The 25,221-nt window shown below is 55.3% G+C and carries 23 protein-coding genes; 13 read left to right on the top strand and 10 right to left on the bottom strand.

Annotation, left to right across the window (positions count from 1 at the left end; all coding sequences use genetic code 11):
- Nucleotides 1-3 precede the first annotated feature (3 nt).
- The 4 genes from moaC (at nt 4) to U869_RS0112915 (ending at nt 2,016) form a co-directional block, all read left to right on the top strand.
- Nucleotides 4-483, top strand: coding sequence for a cyclic pyranopterin monophosphate synthase MoaC (gene moaC, locus U869_RS0112930; RefSeq protein ID WP_021180397.1), 480 nt, complete (start codon nt 4-6; stop codon nt 481-483).
- On the top strand, nt 480-725 hold the full coding sequence (moaD, locus tag U869_RS0112925; RefSeq protein WP_025120208.1) for a molybdopterin synthase sulfur carrier subunit: 246 nt from the start codon (nt 480-482) through the stop codon (nt 723-725). Before moaC ends, moaD begins: the two co-directional genes overlap by 4 nt.
- Before the next feature lie 2 nt (nt 726-727).
- Nucleotides 728-1,180 (top strand): molybdopterin synthase catalytic subunit MoaE, encoded by a 453-nt coding sequence (gene moaE, locus U869_RS0112920; protein WP_025120207.1) that lies wholly within the window; start codon nt 728-730, stop codon nt 1,178-1,180.
- Between the two features lie 128 nt (nt 1,181-1,308).
- Nucleotides 1,309-2,016, top strand: a complete 708-nt coding sequence (locus U869_RS0112915) for a Bax inhibitor-1/YccA family protein (RefSeq protein ID WP_025120206.1) — start codon at nt 1,309-1,311, stop codon at nt 2,014-2,016.
- A 140-nt stretch (nt 2,017-2,156) separates the two neighbouring features.
- Here U869_RS0112915 and dinQ read toward each other — a convergent pair whose 3' ends face one another.
- The 6 genes from dinQ to cecR all read right to left on the bottom strand — a co-directional run bounded on the left by dinQ (nt 2,157) and on the right by cecR (nt 8,337).
- Nucleotides 2,157-2,405, bottom strand: coding sequence for a damage-inducible type I toxin DinQ (gene dinQ, locus U869_RS32205; RefSeq protein ID WP_157834734.1), 249 nt, complete (start codon nt 2,403-2,405; stop codon nt 2,157-2,159).
- A gap of 224 nt (nt 2,406-2,629) precedes the next feature.
- On the bottom strand, nt 2,630-3,736 hold the full coding sequence (locus tag U869_RS0112905; RefSeq protein WP_025120205.1) for an ABC transporter permease: 1,107 nt from the start codon (nt 3,734-3,736) through the stop codon (nt 2,630-2,632).
- Between the two features lie 9 nt (nt 3,737-3,745).
- The gene (locus U869_RS0112900) at nt 3,746-4,882 is read right to left on the bottom strand and encodes an ABC transporter permease (protein ID WP_025120204.1); all 1,137 of its coding nucleotides are present in this window, start codon (nt 4,880-4,882) and stop codon (nt 3,746-3,748) included.
- The gene (locus U869_RS0112895) at nt 4,879-6,615 is read right to left on the bottom strand and encodes an ATP-binding cassette domain-containing protein (protein ID WP_029987377.1); all 1,737 of its coding nucleotides are present in this window, start codon (nt 6,613-6,615) and stop codon (nt 4,879-4,881) included. Before U869_RS0112895 ends, U869_RS0112900 begins: the two co-directional genes overlap by 4 nt.
- Before the next feature lie 9 nt (nt 6,616-6,624).
- Entirely contained in the window at nt 6,625-7,611 is a 987-nt protein-coding gene (hlyD, locus tag U869_RS0112890; RefSeq protein WP_025120202.1) for a secretion protein HlyD, read from the bottom strand.
- A 27-nt stretch (nt 7,612-7,638) separates the two neighbouring features.
- Nucleotides 7,639-8,337 carry a transcriptional regulator CecR gene (gene cecR, locus U869_RS0112885; RefSeq protein ID WP_025120201.1) on the bottom strand — a complete coding sequence of 233 codons (699 nt, stop codon included), beginning with the start codon at nt 8,335-8,337 and terminating at the stop codon, nt 7,639-7,641.
- Nucleotides 8,338-8,660: 323 nt separating this feature from the next.
- Here cecR and rhlE point away from each other — a divergent pair, with 323 nt between their 5' ends.
- The 4 genes from rhlE to dusC all read left to right on the top strand — a co-directional run bounded on the left by rhlE (nt 8,661) and on the right by dusC (nt 13,340).
- The gene (gene rhlE / locus U869_RS0112880) at nt 8,661-10,034 is read left to right on the top strand and encodes an ATP-dependent RNA helicase RhlE (protein WP_025120200.1); all 1,374 of its coding nucleotides are present in this window, start codon (nt 8,661-8,663) and stop codon (nt 10,032-10,034) included.
- A 73-nt stretch (nt 10,035-10,107) separates the two neighbouring features.
- On the top strand, nt 10,108-11,070 hold the full coding sequence (locus U869_RS0112875) for a D-2-hydroxyacid dehydrogenase family protein (RefSeq protein ID WP_025120199.1): 963 nt from the start codon (nt 10,108-10,110) through the stop codon (nt 11,068-11,070).
- Nucleotides 11,071-11,198: 128 nt separating this feature from the next.
- Complete coding sequence (locus U869_RS31435; protein WP_025120198.1) at nt 11,199-12,287, top strand: hypothetical protein; 1,089 nt, start codon at nt 11,199-11,201, stop codon at nt 12,285-12,287.
- A 123-nt stretch (nt 12,288-12,410) separates the two neighbouring features.
- Nucleotides 12,411-13,340, top strand: a complete 930-nt coding sequence (gene dusC, locus U869_RS0112865) for a tRNA dihydrouridine(16) synthase DusC (protein WP_025120197.1) — start codon at nt 12,411-12,413, stop codon at nt 13,338-13,340.
- Here dusC and U869_RS0112860 read toward each other — a convergent pair.
- Nucleotides 13,337-14,098, bottom strand: coding sequence for an arylamine N-acetyltransferase (locus U869_RS0112860; protein ID WP_025120196.1), 762 nt, complete (start codon nt 14,096-14,098; stop codon nt 13,337-13,339). The genes dusC and U869_RS0112860 overlap by 4 nt on opposite strands.
- A 76-nt stretch (nt 14,099-14,174) precedes the next feature.
- Nucleotides 14,175-15,110 carry a LysR substrate-binding domain-containing protein gene (locus U869_RS0112855; protein WP_025120195.1) on the bottom strand — a complete coding sequence of 312 codons (936 nt, stop codon included), beginning with the start codon at nt 15,108-15,110 and terminating at the stop codon, nt 14,175-14,177.
- An 81-nt stretch (nt 15,111-15,191) separates the two neighbouring features.
- On the opposite strand from U869_RS0112855, the gene U869_RS0112850 reads away from it, so the two are divergent.
- The 4 genes from U869_RS0112850 (at nt 15,192) to U869_RS0112835 (ending at nt 21,933) form a co-directional block, all read left to right on the top strand.
- A complete protein-coding gene (locus U869_RS0112850) occupies nt 15,192-16,043 on the top strand; it encodes a DMT family transporter (protein WP_025120194.1) in 852 nt (283 codons plus the stop codon).
- Nucleotides 16,044-16,825: 782 nt separating this feature from the next.
- The gene (locus tag U869_RS0112845; RefSeq protein WP_025120193.1) at nt 16,826-17,578 is read left to right on the top strand and encodes an SDR family NAD(P)-dependent oxidoreductase; all 753 of its coding nucleotides are present in this window, start codon (nt 16,826-16,828) and stop codon (nt 17,576-17,578) included.
- A gap of 154 nt (nt 17,579-17,732) precedes the next feature.
- Nucleotides 17,733-18,821 carry an efflux RND transporter periplasmic adaptor subunit gene (locus U869_RS0112840; protein ID WP_051588646.1) on the top strand — a complete coding sequence of 363 codons (1,089 nt, stop codon included), beginning with the start codon at nt 17,733-17,735 and terminating at the stop codon, nt 18,819-18,821.
- A gap of 10 nt (nt 18,822-18,831) precedes the next feature.
- Nucleotides 18,832-21,933, top strand: a complete 3,102-nt coding sequence (locus U869_RS0112835) for an efflux RND transporter permease subunit (RefSeq protein WP_025120191.1) — start codon at nt 18,832-18,834, stop codon at nt 21,931-21,933.
- Nucleotides 21,934-21,982: 49 nt separating this feature from the next.
- Here the strand turns inward: U869_RS0112835 and ansP are convergent, their stop codons facing one another.
- Both ansP and U869_RS0112825 read right to left on the bottom strand, forming a co-directional pair.
- Entirely contained in the window at nt 21,983-23,449 is a 1,467-nt protein-coding gene (gene ansP, locus U869_RS0112830; protein ID WP_025120190.1) for an L-asparagine permease, read from the bottom strand.
- A 243-nt stretch (nt 23,450-23,692) separates the two neighbouring features.
- A complete protein-coding gene (locus U869_RS0112825) occupies nt 23,693-24,130 on the bottom strand; it encodes a PACE efflux transporter (RefSeq protein ID WP_025120189.1) in 438 nt (145 codons plus the stop codon).
- Between the two features lie 119 nt (nt 24,131-24,249).
- Here U869_RS0112825 and U869_RS0112820 point away from each other — a divergent pair, with 119 nt between their 5' ends.
- Nucleotides 24,250-25,137, top strand: coding sequence for a LysR family transcriptional regulator (locus tag U869_RS0112820; protein ID WP_025120188.1), 888 nt, complete (start codon nt 24,250-24,252; stop codon nt 25,135-25,137).
- Nucleotides 25,138-25,221 lie beyond the last annotated feature (84 nt).

Genomic DNA, 25,221 nt, shown 5'->3' with positions numbered 1-25,221 from the left:
CTCATGACGCAGCTTACTCACATCAATGCCGCCGGCGAAGCCCATATGGTCGATGTCTCGGCCAAAGCGGAGACGGTGCGTGAAGCCCGTGCCGAAGCCTTTGTTGAAATGCAGGCGGCCACGCTGGCGATGATTATCGACGGCAGCCATCATAAAGGTGACGTATTCGCCACGGCACGTATTGCCGGTATCCAGGCAGCGAAACGCACTTGGGAACTGATCCCGCTTTGCCATCCGCTGATGCTGAGCAAAGTGGAAGTACAGCTCGAAGCGCAACCGGAGTTTAACCGCGTGCGCATCGAAACCTGCTGCCGTTTGACCGGTAAAACCGGGGTGGAAATGGAAGCGCTGACCGCGGCTTCGGTCGCTGCGTTAACCATCTACGACATGTGCAAAGCGGTGCAGAAAGATATGGTAATTGGCCCGGTACGGCTGCTGGCGAAAAGCGGCGGTAAGTCCGGTGATTTTAAGGTGGAATTATGATCAATATTCTGTTTTTTGCCCAGGTGCGTGAACTGGTGGGCACCAGTGCGCTGAGCCTGCCTGCGCAGTACCTGACGGTGGAAGAGCTGCGTAAATCGCTGTGTGAGCGTGGCGAACGTTGGGCGCTGGCGTTGGAATCCGGTAAATTGCTGACGGCGGTAAACCAATCGCTGGTGGCCGCAGAGCACCCACTGCACGCTGGCGATGAAGTTGCTTTCTTTCCACCGGTAACCGGAGGTTAACAGTGGAAAATACTCGTATCCGCGTTGGCCAGGCAACCTTTAACGTTGGTGAAGAATACCAGTGGCTGGCAGAGTGCGATGATGATGGCGCGGTGGTGACCTTTACCGGCAAAGTGCGCAATCACAATCTGGGGGATGACGTCAGTGCGTTGTCGTTGGAGCATTATCCCGGCATGACTGAAAAAGCCCTGGAAGAGATCGTTGCAGAGGCGCGTAGCCGCTGGCCATTGCAGCGGGCAACGGTGATCCATCGCATCGGTGACTTATTCCCTGGCGATGAAATTGTGTTTGTCGGCGTGACCAGCGCCCACCGCAGCATGGCCTTCGAGGCGGCACAATTCATTATGGATTACCTGAAAACCCGGGCTCCCTTCTGGAAACGTGAGGCCACAGGGCAGGGGGAACGCTGGGTAGAGGCTCGCGATAGCGATAAACAAGCCGCCAAGCGTTGGTAAATCGCGCCTCAACAGCGGAAATAAATCAATACCTTTGTCCGTTTCGCGCGGTGTTTTATGTGATACGCTTATCGTAGGCAGGGGATAATTTTCCCCGAAACTTAGTTCACATGTAAAAGGTAACCGTCATGGACCGATATCCACGTAATGGTTCGATCGTTGAACGTGCCAACAGCGGCATTCAGGCTTATATGGCGCAGGTGTATGGCTGGATGACCTGTGGCTTGCTGTTGACGGCGTTTGTTTCCTGGTACGCAGCGCATACGCCTGCAATCATCAATTTTATATTCTCTAGCCAGATCACCTTCTTCGGGCTGATTATCCTGCAGTTTGGCCTGGTATTCGTGATTTCCGGCATGGTTAACCGCCTGAGCGGCACCATGGCAACCGCGCTGTTTATGCTGTATTCGGCGCTGACCGGGCTGACTTTATCGAGCATCTTTATTGCTTACACCTATAGCTCAATCGCCAGTACCTTCGTGGTTACTGCGGGTATGTTTGGTGCCATGAGCCTGTACGGCTACACCACCAAGCGCGATCTGAGCGGTTTCGGCAGCATGCTGTTTATGGGGCTGATCGGGATTGTGCTGGCTTCGCTGGTGAATATCTGGCTGAAAAGCCCGGCGCTGATGTGGGCAATCACTTATATCGGTGTGCTGGTGTTTGTCGGCCTGACGGCGTATGACACCCAGAAGCTGAAAGCGATGGGCGAACAACTGAATGCTGATGATAAAGACAGCTTCCGTAAATACGCCATCGTCGGTGCATTAACGCTGTATCTCGATTTTATCAACCTGTTCCTGATGCTGTTGCGTATCTTCGGCAACCGCCGTTAATACCCGAAAATACTGACAAAAGGCTCTGCTTGCAGGGCCTTTTGTATTTGCATTGATGCCATTGCAGATGTGGTCTGTTGTTCTATAAATATTAAAGGCCGGAGAGTGGTCATCCCCCGGCCTTAGCTACGTTTCAGCCGTTATCTATCGATAAACCGGCGGATCAGTTCCAGCAGCGCAACCAGCGCTTTCAGAACGATGAGAACTTTATCAATAAAAGTTTCCATCCGTTTCTCCACAAGTGGAGAGAGAACGCCGAAGTTCGCTCCTACACTGCCTGTCACAACGGCTATCTTCATTGTCAGGTGAGGATCGCCCCTCTCCGGCCAGAGCACTGAAATCGGCACCACCCGTCTTTCAGCCAGGGCTTTAAATCGTTCATACCGCACTGGGCGGGATGCCGAAGAAGAACTATCACCAGAGCTAACTCGCTGACTATATATAATTTGACTATAATTTATACAGAAAAAATACCCATGTGTTGAAAAATAAACGCTCGAGGCCTATTATTTAATCGTCAGATGAGGATCGTTCCACTCTGGTCAGAGCCACCAACTCAGTGCCGGAAAGTAAAAAAACCGACTACACCCGTCGGTTTTTTTACGCCCGAAATTCAGGCAATCTTGCGCCGGAACATGGCATAAGCGGCGCTGCCAGTGGTGGCGGTGATCGCCAGTAGTGGCCACAGGCTATGCCAGATAATGCTGAAACCCGCATCCTTGAGGTAGGTCTGCTTGGTGATATCGGTGAAGTGGCGGATAGGGTTGGCCCAGGTGAGATGCTGTAACCAAACCGGCATATTCTCCACCGGTGAGACATAGCCGGAAAGCAGTATCGCCGGCATCATAAACACAAATACCCCGATAAACGCCTGCTGCTGTGTCGCGCACAGCGAAGAAATCAGCAGCCCGAAGCCCACCAATGACAGCCCATAAACCAGCATGGTGCCGTAGAACAGCAGCAGCGAACCGGCAAACGGGATCTGATAGGCAAAGATACCGATAAACAGCACGATCGAGGCCTGGAACGTGGCAATGATCAGGGCCGGGACCGCTTTGCCGATAAAGATCTGCCAGGTCGTCAACGGGGAAACTAATAACTGCTCTAGAGTGCCTTGCTCGCGTTCGCGCGCTACGGAAAGCGAGGTCACGATCAATACGCCGATGGTGGTGATCATGGCGATCAGCGAAGGCACTACGAACCATTTGTAATCCAGGTTCGGGTTATACCAGTTGCGCACCACCAATTCGCTGTTGTTGGGTTTGGTACGCTGGCCAATCAGCTCATTTTGATAGTCCTGCACGATTTGTTGCACATAGTTGGCAGCAATCTGTGCGCTGTTGGAGTTACGACCATCGAGGAGCAATTGCAATGGCGCGGTATTACCGCTGGCAATATCCCGTGAGAAGTTGGCCGGGAAACGTACCAGCAGCAGCGCTTTCTGGTTATCAATGGTGGTTCTGATCTCCTGCGGGCTGCGTAATAACAGCACGTGGGAGAAGGCCTTGGCCTTGGCCAGGCGTTGCGTCAGCTCAATGGAGTGCTGGCCGCTGTCTTCGCTGTACACCGCGATAGTGGCGTTGGTGACTTCCAGCGTGGCCGCGAACGGAAACAGCACCACCTGCAACAGCACTGGCATAATCAGAATGGCGCGGGTCTGTGGATCGCGCAGCAACGACTGCATTTCTTTGACGATCAACGTCCAGAGACGGTGAAACATGGCTTCCCCTTAATCCAGCCGCCGCTGGGTTTTCCAGGCCGTCAGGCCGATAAACACCACCGCCGAGGCGATCAAAAACAGCAGGTTAATCACCAGTACGGTGCCGATATTGCCCGCCAGGAATAAAGTTTGCAGCGTACTGACAAAATAGCGCGCCGGAATGATATAGGTCACCGCGCGTACCACGGCGGGCATGCTGTCGATCTGGAAGATAAACCCGGATAGCATAATCGATGGCAAAAAGGCGGCGTTCAGCGCCACCATTGCAGCGTTAAACTGGTTGCGTGTGATGGTCGAGATCAGCAACCCCATGCCGAGCGTACTGGCCAGGAACAGGCTGCTGATCACGAACAGCAGCAGCAAGGAACCTCGGTAGGGCACGCCGAGCACAAACACTGAAACCACCATGCAGAGCACCATGGCGATCATGCCCAGAAAATAATAGGGCACCAGCTTGGAAAGCAGCAGTTCGCTGCGCGTTACCTGCGTGGAGAGCAGCGCCTCCATGGTGCCGCGTTCCCATTCACGGGCGATCACCAACGAAGTCAGAATGGCACCGATCACCGTCATGATAATGGTGATGGCCCCCGGAATAATAAAGTGCTGGCTGATGGCCGCCGGGTTAAACCAGTAGCGCATCTGAACTTCAATCAGCGGCTTGTCTTCACGCCCCAGATCGGTGGCGCGCTGTTGCTGCCAGATTTGCCAGATCCCTTGGGTATAGCCCTGCACGAAGTTGGCGGTATTGGGCTCGCTGCCGTCGGTAATTACCTGCAAGGGGGCGCGATCGTTGGGCCGTGCCAGATGCTCGGCAAAATCGCTAGGGATCACCACCAGGCCACGAATGCTGCCAGCCTGCATCTTCTGGATCAGTTGCTGACGGTTATCGCTGACGGTCGGCTCAATGTAGGGAGAACCGATAAAGGCATTGGCCAGATCGCGCGCCTCTGCGCTCTGTTGCTCCATCAGGATCCCCAACCGCAGCTTGCTGGAATCCAGGTTGATGCCGTAGCCGAAGATAAACAGCAGCATCAGCGGGATCACGAAGGCGATCAACCCGCTGCTGGGATCGCGCAGGATCTGTCGGGTTTCTTTCAGGCATAGCGCCCGCAATCGCCGCCAGGAAAAGCCGTTGTCGCTGCTCATGCCGTTTCCTCCCGATCGTAGCCTTGCACCAGTTCGATAAACGCCTGCTCCATTGAAGGATTAGGATTTTGTTCATTGGCAATCTGCTGTTTGAGATCGTCTGGCGTGCCGGCGGCGATGATTTTTCCGCGATACACCAGACCGATGCGATCGCAATATTCCGCTTCATCCATAAAGTGGGTGGTGACCATCACCGTCACCCCTTTATCCACCATGCCATTGATGTGCAACCAGAATTCGCGCCGGGTGAGGGGATCGACTCCCGAGGTGGGTTCATCAAGAAACAGAATATCCGGCTCGTGCATCAGCGCACAAGCCAGCGCCAGCCGCTGTTTAAAACCAAGCGGCAGTGAATCCGGCGTTTGGTCGAGGATCGGGCCGAAGTTGAAGGCGCGAGACATCTCGTCGATTTTATCGCGTTGGCTCTTGCCGCTTAGCCCATAAACGCCGGAGAAAAACTTCAGGTTCTGCGCCACCGTCAGGTTGCCGTACAGCGAGAATTTCTGCGCCATATAGCCCAGATGTTGGCGTGCCTTGCCAGAACTGGTTTTCAAATCCATGCCCAGCACCAGCGCTTTGCCATCGCTGGGAACCAACAGGCCGCACATCATCTTGAAGGTGGTGGATTTACCTGCGCCGTTGGGGCCGAGCAGGCCAAAGATCTCGCCGCGCTGTACCTTGAAATCCACGTGATCGGTGGCCGCAAAATCGCCGAATTTTTTGGTCAATCCCTGCGCTTCGATCACCGTTTCCGAGCTGTCGCCCGTGACCGTCGGCATGATCTCGGCCAGGGCCGATTTGCTGTTTGGGCCACCGCCAAGCAGATCGATAAATGCATCTTCAAAACGCGGATCGGCCTCGGTCAATTCGGCATCAGGCAGATCCAGATCGCGCAATACTTGTTGATGATCTTCACCCGGTTTGAGGATCAGCCGTAGATATTTCCCCTGGATCACGCCGTCGCTGACCGCAGGCAAACAGATCGCGCGCTGCAATAGTGCCCGATGGCTACCGGCTGGAGTATCGATCAAAATGGTACGGCCGGCCATACGCTGGGTCAGATCCTGTGGGGCGCCGCTGAACAGTAATTCGCCCTCGTTCATCAGCAGCACTTCGCGGCACTGTTCGGCTTCGTCGAGATAGGAGGTGCTCCACAGGATCAACATGCCGTCGTTGGCCAGCTCGTGCACCATCCGCCACAATTCGCGGCGTGAAATGGGATCGACGCCGACGCCGGGTTCATCCAGCAGCAGCACCTGGGGCTGACCAAGCAGCGTACAGGCCAGCCCGAGCTTCTGTTTCATACCGCCGGAAAGCTTGCCTGCCAGTCGTTCGGTAAAGCGGGTCAGATCGGTAAACGTCAGCAACCGCTCAAAGGTTTGCTTACGCAGATCGCCCGTTACGCCGCGCAGATCGGCATACAGCGTGAGGTTTTCCATCACCGTCAGATCTTCATACAGCCCGAACTTCTGCGGCATGTAGCCGAGAATGGCGTGCAATTGGCGATCCTGTACGATCGGATCCAGCCCGGCGACGGTCAGCTTGCCGCTGCTGGGCTGCATCAAGCCCGCCAGCATACGCAGCAGGGTGGTTTTACCCGCGCCATCGGGGCCAACCAGCCCGGTAACTGCGCCACTGCGCAAGGTGGTCGTCAGGCTGGCCACCGCCGGTTTATCGAGTGATGGAAAGCGTTTTTCCAACGCGACCAGCTCGATGGTATGTGCCTGTGCCATCACTGTTCCTTACTGCTGTGCGAAATGGACGGTAACCGGCATCCCTTGGCGCAAGGCATCATCGGCATCGTTGACGATGATCCGCAAGCGATAGACCAGATCGGTACGCAGGTCCGGCGTTTCTACGCTTTTGGGGGTGAACTCTGCGGTGGGCGAAACAAAGCCAATCTTGCCGTGATACGGTTTGCCAGGGCGGCTGTCGGTCTCGATCAAGACTTCGCTACCCGGCGCGGCCTTGCCCAGGCTGGTTTCATTAATGTAGGCGCGCACCCAGACCGGACGTGTCAACGACAGGGTAAAGACCGTGCTGCCAGCGCTCAGCATGGTGCCCGGCTCCACGGCCCGCGTCATGACCGTGCCGACAGAAGGGGAGACTAAGGTCGTGTCATGCAAATCCAACTGGGCCTGCGCCAATGCCGCTTCGGCCTGTGCCAGATTGGCGTTGGCCTGTTCGATTTCCTGCGGGCGATTACCGGACAGGTATTGCGCCAGTTTGTCTTTCGAGGCCTGCAAATTAGCCTGCGCCTGATTACGCGCGGTACGGGCATCTTCCAGGGCATCGGCCGAGGTGGCCTTTTTGGCCCACAGCCCTTGCTGGCGCTGGAAGAAACTGTCGGCATAGCTGAAGGCCGATTGCCGTTGGGCGACTTCCGAACGCACTTGGGCGATCTCTTCATTACGGTAGCCAGCCTGCAATAAATCCAGTTTGGCTTTGGCGTTGGCTACGTTGGCCTGCGCCTGTAGCAATGCGTTCTGGTAGGGGGCATTGTCCAGCTTGCCCAGCAGTTGCCCAGGCTGCACGTTATCCCCTTCGTCGACCGCCAGCGTGGCCAACCGGCCATTAACCCGGAAGCCCAGATTCACCGTGCGGATATCGACATTGCCATACAGCGTCAGGGGCTTTTCCTGCTGGCGTTGGTAATACCAGAAACCGTAGGCCGCAGCGGCAATCAGCACGATTACGACACCCAGAATGGCAACTCTTTTCTTGTTCATAACGCTCCCAGCTTGTAAGACGGAAAGTTATACGGCGTAACGTTGACGTAGCCCGTTGAGCAGGATCTCAATATGTTCGGACAGCACCTCGCTAATCTGCTCGGCTTCTTCTGCCGCTATCTGCTGCCAACCTGCCTGATGTAGCAGGGTTTCGCGGCCAACGCGGAAGCCCAGCACCTCGCCGATCAGCGCATGGGTATGCAACACGATTTTGGTAGAGTGCGCATCGATGCCGGTATAGCTCGACAGCAGACGACACAGTAAGTGGTGCAGTGGAGCTATTACCTGCTGGTGGATCAGCGGATAGGCATCGGTGGGCGAAAGCTGTTCGCGAGACATGATCTTGCTCAGGTTGAGCGTGTGGGGCTGGGTCATCAGTTGGCTGAAAGCTAACAACCCACTTTTAAGATGGTACAGGTAGTGCTCTGGCTGGCGTTGCTCTGCGGGCAGCTGGTAGAAACGTTCGATCTCTTCGCTGAGTGGACGGAAACTTTGTTGGATAAAGTCGGCAATCCACTGTGCCACCGCAAGATAGAGCCCCTCTTTTGAGTTGAAATAATAGGTAATGGCGGCGATGTTCTGCCCGGCGCGTTGGGCGATTTGCCGCGTGGTAGCCCCTGAAATACCGTATTCGCCGAACACTTCAATCGCGGCGGCCAGCAGCTGTTGGCGGGCTTGTTCACCGCGCGACAGGGGAATGGCAGGTTGGCTTTCTGCAGCAGTCATTGGTTGACCTGAAAAGTTAATCAATCATATGATTAACTTTAGTCTGGACAGGACGAAATGTAAACCACAGCTCAGAATATTATTGTTTGTCACTCGCGATATCGGAGAAATGTGCGGTAAACACGTAAAATTATCTTTTCCGCTCGGATTTCTGCTACACTCTGGCGCTTGGTGCACTGCAGTTTGTGCCAATCCCTCGAGGTCATGCCGAGGATGTGCCGCAAAAAAGTGCGAGTACCTCCTTATGCCCCGTCTGATCATCCTCCCGGAAACTGCACCGAACGTTTGTTTAGGTTAGGGGGGATCTGGAGTTTTTCTCTACTATGTCATTTGAAACCCTCGGCTTAAGTGCTGAAATTCTGCGCGCTGTTGAAGAACAGGGCTATCGCGAACCTACGCCAATTCAACGCCAGGCAATCCCGGTGGTATTGGCAGGCCGTGACCTGATGGCCAGCGCCCAGACCGGTACAGGTAAAACTGCCGGTTTTACCTTGCCGCTGTTACAGCTGCTGAGCAAACACGATCACCCAATCAAAGGCCGCCGTCCGGTACGTGCGTTGATCCTGACGCCAACCCGTGAACTGGCCGCACAGATCGGCGAAAACGTTGAGGCTTACAGCAAGCACCTGCGCCTGCGTTCGCTGGTGGTGTTTGGTGGTGTGAGCATCAACCCGCAGATGATGAAACTGCGCGGCGGTGTCGACATTCTGGTGGCAACACCGGGTCGCCTGCTGGATCTGGAACATCAGCACGCGGTTGATCTGTCTAAAATTGAAATTCTGGTGCTGGACGAAGCCGACCGCATGCTGGATATGGGCTTTATCCATGATATCCGCCGTGTGCTGTCCAAGCTGCCTGCCAAGCGTCAGAACCTGCTGTTCTCTGCCACCTTCTCCGATGAGATCAAAGGGCTGGCCAGCAAACTGCTGACCAACCCGGCGTCGGTAGAAGTGGCGCGCCGCAACACCGCCTCCGAGCAGATTGAACAGAGCGTTCACTTCGTCGATAAGAGACGCAAGCGTGAACTGCTTTCCCAGATGATCGGCGAAGGTGACTGGAAACAGGTACTGGTGTTCAACCGTACCAAGCACGGTGCCAACCATTTGGCCGAACAGCTGAATAAAGATGGCATCACCGCTGCTGCTATCCACGGCAACAAAAGTCAGGGTGCCCGTACCCGTGCACTGGCAGACTTTAAAGACGGTAAAATCCGCGTGCTGGTGGCTACCGATATCGCCGCGCGTGGTCTGGATATCGATCAGTTACCACACGTAGTGAACTACGAGCTGCCAAACGTGCCGGAAGATTACGTCCACCGCATTGGCCGTACTGGCCGTGCTGAACGTACAGGTGAGGCGATCTCGTTGGTTTGCGTGGATGAACACAAACTGCTGCGGGATATCGAACGCTTGCTCAAGCGTGAAATTCCACGTATTGCCCTGCCAGGCTATGAGCCAGATCCAAGCATCAAGGCTGAGCCGATCATCAATGGCCGTCAGGCTGGCGGTGGCCGTGGTGCTCCACGTGGTAACGGCGGCGGTGCTCCGCGCACGGGGAATGGTGGCGGCCAGCGTAGTGGCAACGGCGGCGGTCAGCGTGAAAATCGCGGCGGCGGCAGTGCTCGTCCGCAAGGCGAAGGCAAACCGCGTTCAGGTGCTCCATCGCGCCGTCCGCATAGCCGTAAACCGTCTGAATGATCCTGCGTAGATGATCTATACTGAACCGCCATTTGTTGGCGGTTTTTTTTCGTCTGTCTTCCGGGAGTTAGCGATGAAATTGAAGTGTGCAATTCTTGATGATTACCAAGGTGTGGCGCTTTCGATGGCGGATTGGTCTGTCCTCGGCGAGCAGGTCGACGTCTTTTCCATGCGCGAGCATATTGACGATGAGGATCAGCTGGTGAGTCGCATCAGTGACTGTGAAATCGTGGTGATTATGCGGGAACGCACGCCGTTCACTGCCGCATTACTCTCCCGTTTGCCGAAGCTGCAACTGCTGATCACTTCAGGCATGCGCAATGCTTCTATCGGTCTGCCAGCGGCGACTAGGCAAGGTGTTACGGTTTGTGGCACCGCCAGTGGATCTGCAGCGCCGATGGAACTGACCTGGGCGCTGATCCTTGGTTTGGCTAAACATCTGGTGGCCGAAAACAGCGGATTACGTGCCAACGGGCCTTGGCAGCAGCATGTCGGCGTCACCTTGCATGGCAAAACGTTAGGTTTACTGGGGTTGGGTAAGATCGGCGGTCAGATGGCGAAAGTGGCGCAGGCGTTTGGGATGAACGTGGTGGCCTGGAGCCAGAATCTGACGGCGGAAAGAGCACAAGAGTTCGGCGTGCAGCTTGCCGAGTCAAAACAGGCGTTGCTGGCAGTGAGCGACTTTGTTTCCGTTCATCTGGTGCTGAGCGATCGCAGCCGTGAGCTGATCGACCGCCAGGCGCTGGCACAGATGAAAAATAGCGCGTTCCTGATCAATACCTCACGCGCGGCGATTGTCGATCAGCAAGCGTTGGTGGAAGCGCTGCAATCCGGGCAGATCGCCGGTGCCGGGCTGGATGTGTTTGAAGTCGAACCGCTGCCTGCCGACCACCCACTGCGCCGTTTGCCTAATGTACTTGCTACCCCGCATGTGGGCTATGTGGCGGATGACAATTACCGTACCTATTTCAGTGAAGCGGTAGCCGACATCCAGGCGTTTATGGCCGGGGAGTCGCTGCGCAAGTTAACGAGTTGAGTGAAAAATAATGTCAATGCCTTCCCAAGTTCTAGGGACACACCTTAGAAGTCCTTGGTGGCGGTAATAGCCATCACCAAGATGGCTGTTGTCTCCCGCTCAACCGAAATGCAGTTAGGAGAAGTATTTTGAACATCAATGTAGATTTCCTAATCATCCAGGCTTACAAGTTGTTATCCTTGGTTGGCTTGTTCACTGTTTCTGTGTGTGGTTCGATAGCGTCGGCGTCCACTGCACCCGACTACAGCGCTTATCATGCAGGTAGCTATCTCACGTACCTGCCAAACGTTGACGAGACTGACCCCTCCCGCCTGGCCCATGTCCCAAAATTGCGGATTGCTTTCGGTGACGGCAGCAGCGGACTGCATCCCATCGTCATGGACACTGGCTCAACTGGCATAGTTGTTTCAGCAGATCGGATCCCCCATTTTGATCAACTCCCCGTTACTCCGGGGCGTCTGACTTATAGCAGCTCGGGCCGGATCATGATTGGCGTTTGGGTTACTGTGCCAGTGACCATCGCTGGAGAAAATGGTGCCAGCGTTACGACCACGTCGATCCCCGTTTTGGCTGTAACGCGTATTGAATGCCTGCCTGATGCTCGTGAGTGTGAGCCAGGTGACGAGCCTCGCGGGATCGCCATGATGGGCATCGGGTTTGACCGGGAGTCCGATGGGCAAGCTCAAAGCACGCCGCGCAACAACCCTTTCCTGAATGTAACCAGCGAGCAGCCGATGCGTCACGGGTATATCGTGACACGCAACGGCGTTCATATTGGACTCACTTCGGCTAACACCCAGCGCCAATTCAGTTACGTCAAACTCGCGCCGAACCCAAACGTAGAGCACGAATGGATGAGTGCCTCGGTCTGCATGACGATTAACCACAAACCGCCAGCGGCCTGCGGTATTTCGTTAGTCGACACCGGAGTGACCGCGATGTTTTTGACTCTGCCACCAGCCATGCTTGAGGGGGCCAAGACGCTTTCATCCGGCACCACCCTGAGTTTGAGTTTTCCTGGCGCCGATAACGCCGCCAACGCAGCGCAATATGAGTTGACCGTAGGAGGCGAAGCTACCCCACTCACACCGACGTCTATCCATCTCAACACCACGCGTCCGACGCCATTCGTCAATACAGGCGTGCATTTTTTAAATGGTTTTGATGTCCTCTATGACGCCGATGGCGGTTTTATTGCTTATCGGCCTGTCGAATAGAGAGGTCTGCCCTTGTGTTGCAGGGCAGTCCCAACAGCTTTTGCTAGCTAACTCGGCCATCTCATGTTGCTGGCACTGCTTTTCGCCCGTATCATTGCGCCCTCTTTGATAGCAGAGGTAGGCATGCGCGTATTATTGGCTCCAATGGAGGGGGTACTCGACTCTCTGGTGCGGGAATTGCTCACCGAGGTGAACGATTACGATCTCTGCATCACCGAATTCCTGCGGGTGATCGATCAACGGCTGCCGGCTAAATCTTTTTACCGCCTGTGCCCGGAACTGCACCATGCCAGCAGAACGCCTTCCGGCACTCAGGTGCGGGTGCAACTGCTTGGCCAATATCCCGAATGGCTGGCGGAAAATGCGGCTCAGGCGGTTGAACTAGGCTCTTACGGTGTCGATCTGAACTGCGGCTGCCCGTCCAAGCATGTCAACGGCAGCGGCGGCGGGGCCACCTTGCTCAAAGATCCCGAGTTGATTTATCAGGGTGCCAAGGCAATGCGTGCCGCGGTGCCAGCAGAGCTGCCAGTCACGGTAAAAGTGCGTCTGGGGTGGGATTCGGATTCCCGCAGCTTTGAAATTGCCGATGCGGTGCAACAAGCGGGTGCGACCGAAATCACCATCCATGGCCGTACCAAAGAGGACGGCTACAAAGCTGATCGCATCAACTGGCAGGCGATCGGCGAGATCCGCCAGCGTTTGACCATTCCGGTGATCGCCAACGGGGAAATCTGGGACTGGCAAAGTGCACAAGACTGCATGGCGGCAACGGGCTGCGATGCGGTGATGCTGGGGCGCGGCGCATTGAACATCCCCAACCTGAGCCGGGTGGTTAAATATAACGAACCGCGTATGCCTTGGCCGCAGGTAGTGCAGCTGCTGCAAAAGTATGTGCATCTGGAAAAGCAGGGTGATACCGGTTTATACCACGTAGCCCGCATCAAACAGTGGCTGAGCTACCTGCGCAAAGAGTATCAGGAAGCCACAGAGCTGTTTACCGAGATCCGCACGTTAAACAACTCCAAGGACATTGCGCGAGTGATTTGCCGCTAGCTTGTCAGCTCAATGGCAAAGTATTGGCGTAGCACCTCTAGCCGTTCCTCTTCTGAATGCAGTGTCGATTCCTTACGATGATGGTCTTGGGTCACGATCAGCTTTAACTCGCTGAGAGTGATGCGGCCATCCTCCGTTGGGCGGGAGCACACCAACTTTTGGGTAAAGTGCGACTGTGGCGAAGTGCTGTGATAGTGACACATATCGTTAAACTCTTCCGGCTGCCGGGGGGGCAGGGTAAAGCGATATAGCGTCTTGGCGTGGGAAGTCCGATCGCCATTGCGGCGCTCCAGATGATACCAGTCGTCGTGTTGCTCGAGATGAAAAGTGCCGCTGGCCTGGGGCTGTTGCTCGCTGGTGGTAATTTTCAGCGGGGCGAGGAAAGAATCGCCAAACCCCACATCCACCAGATAGGGCTGATCCAAGGTCACCACCAGCGCCATATGGTCAAACTGTGGGCCAAAAGAGCCGTCTCTGGCGTGGACTTCTCCGGAGATGAACGTCACCTGAAAACCGATCTGCTGCAACAGCAGGGCGAATATCCGGTTTAATTCATAGCAAAACCCACCGCGATTATGCTCGACGATTTTGCTGAACAGCCCGGCCTCGCTGAGATCGAGCTCCTGATGGTAGATGATGCTCAAATTCTCAAACGGCACCGCCAACATGTGGCAGCGATGCAACTGTTGCAGGGTTGGCAGATCGGCCTGTGGCGTGCCTGAGAAGCCAATGTGTTGCAGATAGCGTGCTATATCCACCAGAGTTCTCGCTGAACGGAAAATTTGGCCTAAATTAGCGGGATTTGCGGTGGTGGGGAGAGCAATACGTGCGGTGTTAAAAGTTGGCGGGATGTTCAGCCGCCGCTAACAGCAGATTTATCCAGCGACGCGTCGTTGCCCCAAGAAATTCATGTTCTGCCCAACAGAGGCGGAATTCATAGGTAGAAGGGAGCTGCCAGCGTCCGGCGAAGACTTCCACCAGTTTCCCGCTGCGTAGAGCATCCTGCGCTACCGCCAGACTGCCAAGCACCACACCGTTTCCGTCGATGGCCTCTTGCAGAGCATGGCCAACGCTGTTGAAGGTGAGTAGCGAGCCGGACTTACCCTCAACGTTGTAGGCATGAAACCAATCTTGCCAGGCGGCAACCCCTTGGCCTTGTGCATCTTTCCACGGAGAGTGGATCAGGCGTAATCCCAGCAACTGTTCGGGGGCGGTCATTCCTGAGCAAGAGCGCAAGAATTCTGGGCTGGCCAAGGGGGAAAAGGCGTCTGTCAGCAAACGTCGTGAATGGTGCATTGGGCTGTTAATCGGGCTGTAGCGGATGGCGATATCTGCCTCACCAGCCCCAAGATCGCGCACGTTTTCATTGGCATCAACGATCAACGCAGTTTCGGGATCTTGTTGGTGCAATGCGGGTAATCGTGGAGCTAACCAGTGGCTGGCGATCCCCAGAGTGCAGGTTAGCTTAAGCGTACTTTGCTCTTCCGGGCGCACACGCTCGCAGGATTTCCTCAGTTGCATAAAGGCTTTGATAACCTCAGCAGACAGTTGCTTACCGGTATCATTCAGGGCCACCGCATTACCTTTACGGTGAAATAGCGTCACGCCCAGTTCACTTTCCAGCAGCCGTATTTGGCGGCTGACGGCACCGAGGGTGACATTCAGCTCATCGGCGGCCACGGTTAAACTGCTGCAGCGTGCCGCCACCTCGAAAGTGTGTAGAGCCTTTAGTGAAGGCAGACGTTGGCGAGCGTTGAGCTTGAGTTTCATGCAACCATATTGCCAATCTATCGATGTTGCACAAGCACTATTTCTCTTAACCTGCGATAAGCACTGGATGGAGAGAAAATAATGGATATCTTGATGGGGTTGATGGCCGCCGCATGTTGGGGGGGCACCGATTTTTTGGTGGGGATCAATGCCCGAGCGGTTGGCGTCAGACGCGCGGTATTTTTCTCGCAGTTGATTGGACTGGTTATTTTATCTCTGTTGCTGCTGAGCATGCCGTTACAGGCGTCCCACATACCGATAACCATTTGGGGGCTGGCGCTGCTGGCTGCGGGCTTGATTGTTATTGGGGCGCTGGCCCTATCCCATGCGTTTGCGTTGGGTAAAGCGGCACTGGTAGCACCCTTGGTCACCAGTTATGGTGCAGTGACGGCGTTGTTGTCATGGATAAGTGGTGAACAGCTTGGTGCATTCACCGTCCTGGGATTAGCTATCTGCCTGTTGGGTGTGGTCCTGACTGCCGTAAATGTGAACCGGCAGGCAGAGACATCTACAATGCTGCTCCCGCTGTTGTTCGCTCTGTTGGCTTCTCTGTGTTATGGCTGCAGTTTCTGGTTACAGGGCCGCTATACCTTAGCGGTGCTAGGGCCAAATCTCAGTCTGTGGATGGGCTACGCTTTTGGCCTGGCAGCATTGCTGATGTTCGGTGATCGTAGAAAATTACTGGCGCGTCCTACTCGGCGGCAGAGTGGGCTATTGTTGGCTGCCAGCCTGTTAAATTTGGCTGGTTTTGCGGCTTTTGCCGTGGGCAGTGGGCACGGTTCGGTTTCGGTCGTGACGGTACTGAGCACGCTTTCCGGCGGCATTGCTGCGTTGTTAGGGGCATTATTGCTGGGGGAAAGGTTATCGAACGTGCAATGGCTAGGCGTGATGACGGTACTGGCGGGAGCGCTGTTGCTGCAACTCACCCCGTAATTACCGATTAAAAAAGCAAATGCCAATCAATTTCACTTCGTTTAAAATTAGCCACTTAGAGAATAAACGCATGTTGTTAAAAACAGTATTGACTTAGTTTGAAAACACCGTAGATTAGTATTCAGCAGCAGGAAAATGAAAGTTAGCTGCTTAGCTAAATAACAGATTGAAAGGGTATCTTTAATAAGTTGTTTAGTGATATTGCGATAAAGGCCACGAAGTTTGTTGTATGGGGAAGTCGCCGTTGAGTAGCCTGTTCAGACTCACTCGGCAATGTTCTAAGGCCACGTAGTCAGTTTCTACTATCGAAGGGTGTGTACGACAACGCGATGATGTAAGGCTCTGTTTGTTAAGTGTTAATGTTGCAGTTTGTGAGGTTTTTCTGTAAGTGTGCTGCAATGAAAGTAAAGCCATGCGTCAAATAGTTTATATCGCGAGGGGGAATGTACCAGTTTAGCTTGCTCTATCTCGGTAAATTATTTCGAGGTAAGTAAGTGAATATTTTGTAAATCAATCAGTATATGGGAGGATGTAGTTAGCTGTTCAATACCCAATATTATCTGTGATAAACAAGTACATTTTTACGTAGTATCGAAAGTAACACCAAGTTAGTAAGTTGATGAATGTTGAATTTTAATTTGATAGTAACCTAAAAGCCCTGGCAAATAATGTCAGGGCTTTTTCGTTGCACCTTTTGTCTGGTTTGGCGGTTCGCCACTGCCAGAAACTGTCATCGGCCAGCCTTAACCTGAACGCCTAACTCAAAGTGAACAGGGGGCGTTATGCAAGATTTCACAGGTAAAGTGGCATTGGTGACCGGTGCGTCAACCGGTATTGGTGAAGCCATTGCTCAAGAGCTGTTGGATCGTGGGGCGCAGGTGGTCATTGCCGCCAGAAATCGTGCCAGGCTGGTAGCAACGGCGCAACGGATGGATCCGACTGGCAAATCGGTATTTCCGCAGGTTTTGGATGCCCGCGATCCTGAATCGGTACGCGGTGCGGTAGAGCAGACGCTGGCCTTCTACGGGCAGTTGCATCTGCTGGTCAACAATGCCGGTATTACCGGGCCACATGACGTGCCGCTGAATGAATACGCCATTGAAGATTGGCACGCGGTGATTGAAACCGATCTCAGCGGCACCTTCTATGGCATGAAGTACGGTTTGCCAGCTATCGCGGCGGCAGGTGGCGGAGCGGTGGTTAATCTCTCCGCCGTCAATGGCATGGTCGGCATTGCGGGTATTGCCCCTTATACCGCGGCCAAGCACGGCATCATCGGTTTGACGCGGGCCGCCGCTCTGGAATTTGCCCAACAAGGGATACGCATTAACGCCGTTGGGCCAGGCTATGTCGATACGCCTGCAATGGCCGAACTACCCGCCTGTTTGCGGGCGAAAATGGCGGCCACCCATCCGATGGGGCGTATGGCCACGCGAGAAGAGGTGGCGAAAACGGTGGTTTTTTTACTTTCTTCAGACAGCAGTTTCACCACCGGGGCCTTTTACAGCATTGATGGCGGTTATACCGCGCAATAAACCACGGTTGTGCGGCGCTGCATGCTGTGCCCGCTAATCGTTAACAGCGCTCGCACTGACTTTCTCTGGGTGAACTATAATTTTCATCAATTTAGCTGGTAACTAATTGATGAGTGGCTCTGTACGTATGACTAAACCTTCGTTCTCCCGCTTTATGGCCTTGTGGCTGCTGGTTATTGCCGCTCCGATCGTTGCCGCGCCGCTGCCTGCGGTGACCGTGGCGCTGATTGAGCAAAGCCAACCCGAACGTGCGTTGCACTATCTTGGCCGCATCGAGGCTATACAAACCGTGGAGGTGAAGACCCGTACCGAAGGGTTTATCGCCCAACGGCCGTTTACCGAAGGGCAGATGGTCAAGGCGGGAGACTTGCTGTACGAAATCGAGCCTGCTTTGCATCATTCTGCCGTAGCGCAGGCTCAGGCGCAGCTCGATAGTGCCACGGCTTCGGCCAATCTGGCACAGGTCAATCTGACGCGCTTGCAGCAGTTAGGTAATAACCGCGCGGTCAGCAGAGCGGATATCGATGCCGCCGCAGCCGAGCGGGATACCAGCCGGGCAGCGGTAGCCCAGGCGCGGGCGATGCTCAACACTCAGCAGTTACAACTCAGCTATACCCGTATTTATGCGCCGATTGCCGGGCGCGTTGGCCACAGCCGTTTTCATGTGGGTAGCCTGGTCAACGCGGCGAGCGGCACGCTGGTTAACATTATTCAGCTCGATCCGATCCGCGTGGCGATCTCCATCAATGAACGGGACTATATTACCGCCGCCTATCAGCGTCAGCATGGGGAGGGCAAGCTTGCTGAAGGGCAGTTTTCCGCCCGTCTTGAGCTGGCTAACGGCAAATCCTACCCAGAGCCGGGCAGTTTTGAATCGGTAGATAACCAGATCGATGCCCACACCGGTACCGTCACGTTACGTACCCGTTTTGCCAATCCTAATCATCTGTTGCTGCCTGGGGGCGTGGTGAACGTGATCCTGACCGCCGAACAACCGCAGACGGTCACGCTGGTGCCGATCGCCGCGCTTCAGCAAAACCAGCAAGGTCACTTTGTCTTGGTGGTTTCACCGGAGAATATCGTTGAGGTTCGTGCGGTGACACTGGGTGAACAGCACCAGCAGTATTATCAGGTTAACGCCGGGCTCAGCGCTGGCGAAAAGGTGATTATCGCCGGTGTGCAGCACGTCAGACCTGGTATGCAGGTAAACGCCATTCTCTCCAGCGCCAACGCGCAACCATAAGGGGACGCTGATGCTGCACTTCTTTATTCGGCGGCCAAAATTCGCCATCGTGATTGCGCTGGTGATCACCCTGGTGGGGATTGTTTCCCTCAAGGTGATCCCGGTGGAACAGTATCCTGATATCACACCACCGGTGGTTTCCGTCAGCGCGCTTTATCCTGGAGCCAGCGCCCGCGATGTGGCTCAGGCGGTGGCATCACCGATCGAGGCGCAGGTCAACGGCGTCAGCAACATGCTGTATATGGAATCCACCAGCGCCAACAACGGCGGTTATCAACTGAGCATCACCTTTGCCAGCGGGACCGATCCGGACATGGCCGCAGTGGAGGTGCAAAACCGTATTTCGCAGGTTAGCGCCCAGCTACCGGCAGAGGTGAATAACAACGGGGTTTCGGTGCGCAAACGGGCCTCGAACCTGCTGCTTGGCGTCAGCGTGTTTTCTCCCAAAGGCAGCCGCGATACGCTGTTTCTGAGCAATTACACCAGTATCCAACTGCGCGACGCGCTGGCCCGAATCAGCGGTGTAGGGGACGTCCAGGTCTTTGGTGCCCGCGATTACAGCATGCGCGTCTGGCTCGATCCACAGCGTATGGAATCGCTCAATATCAGCGTACAGGATATTGTCCAGGCATTGCAGCAACAGAACGTGCAGGCTGCCGCAGGTCAGATCGGTTCCGCACCTTCGCCTTCAAGCCAGCAGCAAACCCTGACCATTAGCGGGCAGGGGCGCTTAACCGATCCGCAGGAGTTTGCCAGAGTGATTATCCGCAGCGGTGCCAACGGGGGCACGGTGCGGGTGGGTGACGTGGCTCGGGTGGATCTGGGGGCGCAAAACTACCAGGTCAATGCCTCAATGAACCAGCAGGAGTCGGCATTTTTGGTGGTTTACCCCACGCCGGGGGCCAATGCGCTGAATGTCGCCAATGCGGTCCGCCAGGAGATGGCTCGTTTGTCGCAATCTTTCCCCAGTGATATGAGCTATGACATCAAATATGACTCCACCCGCCCGGTAACGGCAACGTTGCATGAAATAGCCATCTCGCTGGCATTAACCTTGGCGGTGGTGCTGCTGGTGGTTTACCTGTTTTTGCAGAGCCTGCGGGCCACCTTTATTGTGGCGTTGACCATTCCGGTTTCATTGCTCGGTACCTTTGCCGTGCTGTACGTTTTCGGCTATTCCGCCAACACTCTAAGCCTGTTCGCTATTATTCTGGCGCTGACCATCGTGGTGGATGACGCCATTGTGGTGGTGGAAAACGTGGAGCGCCTGCTGGCACAAGATCCGGCTCTTAGCCCGGCCGAAGCTACCCGCAAGGCGATCAGCCAGATTGCCGGGCCGATCGTGGCCACGACGCTGGTGTTGATGGCGGTGTTTGTCCCCATTGCGGTGCTGCCGGGCATTACCGGTGAGCTGTACCGTCAGTTTGCTGTGACCCTGTCGGCAGCGGTGATCCTGTCGAGCATCAATGCGCTTACGCTGTCCCCGGCGCTGTGTGCCACGCTGATCCGACGGCGTGAGCTGGCGCAAACCGGCTTTTTTGGCGGTTTCAATCGGGGTATGGATCGGATGCGCGATGGCTATGTCGGTCTGGCCGCCTTGGCCAGAAAGCGGGCATTAACCACGGTGATTGCCCTGCTGGTTGTTGGCGTAGCCACCTGGTACGGCTACAGCCGCCTGCCAACTTCTTTTCTGCCTGAGGAGGATCAGGGCTACTTCTTCGTCAACGTCCAACTGCCGGATGGCGCTTCCCTTGAGCGCACCCAGGCGGTAATGGATCAGATGCACCAACAGGTAGCGCAAAATCCGGCGGTGGAGGATGTGATCAAAATTACCGGCTTCAGCCTGCTGAGCGGGGGCAATTCACCCAATGCCGGTTTCGCCATCGTGATGCTGAAACCCTGGGGCCAACGTGAACATGTTGACCAGGTGTTGGCCGATCTTCAGGGCCGGCTGGCGGCTATCCCTTCGGCGATGATCATGGTGGTCAATCCACCGGCAATCGCCGGGCTGGGCAACGCCGCTGGTTTTGATTTACGCCTGCTGGCGCTGGAAGGGCAAACGCCACAGCAGATGGCTCAGGTGGCTCAGGGAATTATTTTTGCCGCCAACCAACGGCCTGAATTGAGCCGGGTATTTACCACCTTTAGCGCCGTGGTGCCGGATATCGATCTGGCGGTCGATCGTGAACGGGCAGCGCTGTTGCAGGTGCCGGTCAGCCGCATCTTCAATACGTTGCAGGTTTCGCTCGGTGGCCTGAACGTCGGGGATTTCTCGGTCAATAACCGCATGTTCCGGGTGCTGTTGCAAAATGATAGCGATTTCCGGCAACGCACCGAGCAGATAAACCGCCTGAACGTGCGTAGTGATACCGGCACACTGGTGAGCCTGGCAAACCTGGTACGACTCACGCCTTCCATCGGCGCGCCTTTTATCAACCAGTTCAACCAGTTTCCGTCGGTTTCGGTGAACGGTTCTGCGGCCGAAGGGGTTAGCTCCGGGCAGGCGATGAAAACCATGGAATCCTTACTGGCGGAGCAATTGCCAAAGGGCTATGGCTATAGTTGGAGCGGCCTATCCTGGCAGGAACAGCAGACTGGCGATCAGGCGCTGCTGATCTATCTAGCGGCGCTGGTATTCGCCTATCTGTTCCTGGTGGCTCAGTATGAAAGCTGGAGTATCCCGCTGGTGGTGATGCTCTCGGTGATCTTCGCGGTGGCGGGGGCGGTTGCCGGTTTACGCATGATGGGGTTTGCCAACGATGTTTATGTTCAAATCGGGCTGGTGTTGCTAATCGGCCTGGCAGCCAAGAATGCCATCCTGATTGTCGAATTCTCCAAGGCACGGCGTGAAGAAGGAGCCAGCATTCGCGAAGCCGCACAGGACGGGGCCAGACAACGTTTCCGGGCGGTAATGATGACGGCCATCTCCTTTATTCTTGGTGTGATGCCGTTGGTGTTTGCTACCGGGGCGGGGGCGATGAGCCGCCAAATCATTGGTATTACCGTGTTTGGTGGGATGTTACTGGCGACGCTGGTCGGGATCTTCTTTATCCCGGCGCTGTATCTGCATATTCAACGGCTGCGCGAATGGGTTAAATCACGTTTCGCCTAGCCAGATCTACCCAGCGAGTGCGCCGGGTAGATCTGCCAATGAGATGGGGTTAATGCTCGCTCTGTTGTTCGTGAGCCTGCTGTTCCTGTTTCACCTCTGCGGCACGCTTGCGCAGGCCAAACCAGCCAAGCAGCAGGAGCACGGCCAGCACCGGGATGGTGGCAATAGTCCAGGTGCCGTTCGGGTAATCAAAGGCCATCATGATCACCACCGCGAACAGAAACAACAGTGTCAGCCACGAAGTTAAAGGGGCTCCCGGCATTTTGAATGCCACCGGCTTGGCTTTCCCCGCCTTGATGGCCTTACGCAGTTGCATCTGGCAGACGATAATAAACGCCCAGGAGCAGATAATGCCCAGCGAGGCGATATTCAGCACGATCTCGAACACCTGTGAAGGCACCAGATAGTTTAGTACCACGCCGATGACGTAGATGCCGCAGGTTACCAAAATACCGGCGTAGGGCACTTGCTGGCTGCTCATTTTAGCCATCAGCTTGGGCGCTGAACCGCCCATGGAAAGCGAGCGCAGGATCCGGCCCGTGGAGTACAGACCAGAGTTCAAGCTGGAAAGGGCCGCATTCAGAACCACAATATTCATGATGGTACCGATGTAAGGCACACCTAGCTTGGAGAAGAAGGTAACGAACGGACTTTGCCCGGCCTGATAGGCGTTCCACGGTAACAGCAGCACCAGCAATACCACCGATCCGACATAGAACAGGCCGATACGCCAGATCACGCTGTTGATCGCTTTCGGCATCATTTTTTCCGGGTCTTTGCACTCGCCAGCGGCAGTACCGATCAGTTCGATACCCGCAAAGGCGAAAATCACCCCTTGTACCAACACCAGAGCAGGCAATAGACCGTGCGGGAACATGCCGCCGTTATCGGTGACCAGATGGATACCGGTTGGGTTACCGGCTACCGGCGTACCGACACCAAGGAAGATGACTCCCACCACCAGGAACAGAGAGATGGCGGCGACCTTGATCAGTGCAAACCAGAATTCCATTTCGGCGAACCATTTCACGCCGATCATATTCATGGTGGCCACAATCCCCAGCGCCCCCAGGGCAAACAGCCACTGTGGAACCTCGGCAAAGGTACCCCAATAATGCATATACAGCGCCACGGCGGTGATATCGACAATGCCGGTCATCGCCCAATTGAGAAAGTACATCCAGCCTGCCACGTAGGAGGCTTTTTCACCCAGAAACTCACGTGCATAGGAAACGAAGCTGCCGCTGGAAGGGCGGTGTAATACCAGTTCGCCCAAGGCGCGCAGGATGAAGAAAGAAAAGATGCCGCAAACCAGATAGACCAGCGCTAGCGCTGGGCCAGCCATCTGCAAACGCGCCCCGGTACCCAGGAACAGACCTGTACCGATAGAACCGCCGATGGCGATCATTTGTATCTGCCGTTTGCCCATGCTTTTGTGGTAACCGGATTCGTGCGAATCCAACCAACGTTTTCTCGCCGCCTGTAGATCGTGTGCAGGCGTTTTGTCTGAGTGCATTATTCGTCCTGTTTCCTGTCTGTTTGCCTCTTGGGGATGACGTCATGGCATCATTCCACTGTTAGCCGTAGCGTAAATAACGGCGAGGCATGCTACCCGTTCTGCACCATTGAGGCAAAAAAACTGCGGCTTGGAGGGAATAGGCGGGGATATTGATTATGACTGGGGAAGCAGAAGGTTATGACGAATATCAACCAATAATGTCCCCCTCTGCGTTATCCAGACAGAGGGAGACAATGTCACTCAGACCGACTCTGCGGCAGGCAGGGCGGAGGTCGGCAACCCGAATATCTTGTCGAAGGCCCAGTTAAAGACAAAGGTATAGCAAGGGATGATCACGATCAGCGCCATATCTAGCAGGAAGGCCTGCACCAGAGAAATCTCCATCCACCAGGCGATCAGCGGGATCAGGTACACCACCAGCGTCAGCTGGAAGCCTACCGCGTGCAGAATGCGGCGTTTCAGCGTGCGGGTACGCGAAGCCTGGCGGCTTTCCCAGAATTCGAACAGGTAGTTGTAAATCACGTTCCAACTGACGGCGATGGTGGTGATGATCACCGCCAAAGGTCCGGTGCTGCTGGGGGCGGTGCCGGAAAGCAGTGCCAGCCCAAGGGCCGAAATGACCATGCCGATAATTTCATAAGCGGTCACGTAGACCAGTTTGCGTTTCACGCCTTGCATGTTTTTCTCCTGCTTTATGTTTCGTGCCTGATGACGTCCGGCAACCCGATGCGTAAGATAGCGTCAATGCTATTGATAGATAAAGTCAGGAGCTGTCAGTTTAACTGATAGATGAGGCGATGAATTTTTCCAGTGACAATATCGAACTGTTTTTGGCGGTGCTGGATCGCGGTTCTTTTTCTGCGGCGGCCAGGGCGTTGCGGCGTGTGCCTTCGGCGGTCAGCATGGGGATCGCCAATATGGAGGCGGAGCTGGGCTTTCAGCTGTTTGACCGCTCGCACCGCGAACCGGTGCCCACCGCGCTGGCATTGGCGCTGGCTCCCCACGCTCGCCTGATCGCCGAACAGCTCAAGCAGTTGCAGATCCATGCCATTGAGCTTTCTCAGGGGTTGGAGAGCAGGTTGTCGATCGGTGTAGCATCGGATATCAACAGCAGCGATCTGCTGGTGGCGGTGAAAACGTTGGCCGAACGTTACCCCTTGTTGGATATCGAGGTACTGACCGCGCCGCAGGATGAGGTGTTGCATCTGTTACATCAGCAGCGGGTTAGCCTGTGTCTGGCGTTCGGCGGGCTGGATGTGAACAGCCAGGAACAGTTTCACTTCGTGGGGAGTGAGTCGTTAGTGGCAACCATTGCGGCGCAGCATTTGGCCCTGGGAGCGACGGGTGCAGAGTTGTTTCTGGAGGAACTGGTCAACGTGCGGCAGATCGTGGTGGCCAGCCGCGACTTGCCTATGGCCGACAAACGCCCGCAGGTAGCGGAATCCTTCTGGCGTACCGACAGCTTGCCGATGGCGTTAAGCATGGTGGAAGCCGGGCTGGGCTGGGGCAATTTCCCGCTGTCGTTAACGGCACCCTTGCTGGAGCAGGGCCGGTTGATCCGGTTGAAATTTAAAAATACCAAAAATGAATTACGCCTGCCGGTACACCTGATCTGGTTGAAGAATCAGCCGCAACAGAAGGCAGCGCGGGAACTGGTAGCATTGATGATGCCTTCCTCACCCTAAATCTCTCCCACAGGGCGAGGGGACTAAACGTGCTACAGTTTTACTCTCGCATCTGACCTTAACACGGGCGCAGCATGCAGCGCC

Source organism: Serratia sp. H1w (assembly GCF_000633355.1).
In the GTDB taxonomy this organism is placed as follows: Bacteria; Pseudomonadota; Gammaproteobacteria; order Enterobacterales; family Enterobacteriaceae; genus Chania.
The sequence above is the reverse complement of the archived record's forward strand: the minus strand, read 5'-3'. Positions and strand labels throughout refer to the sequence as shown.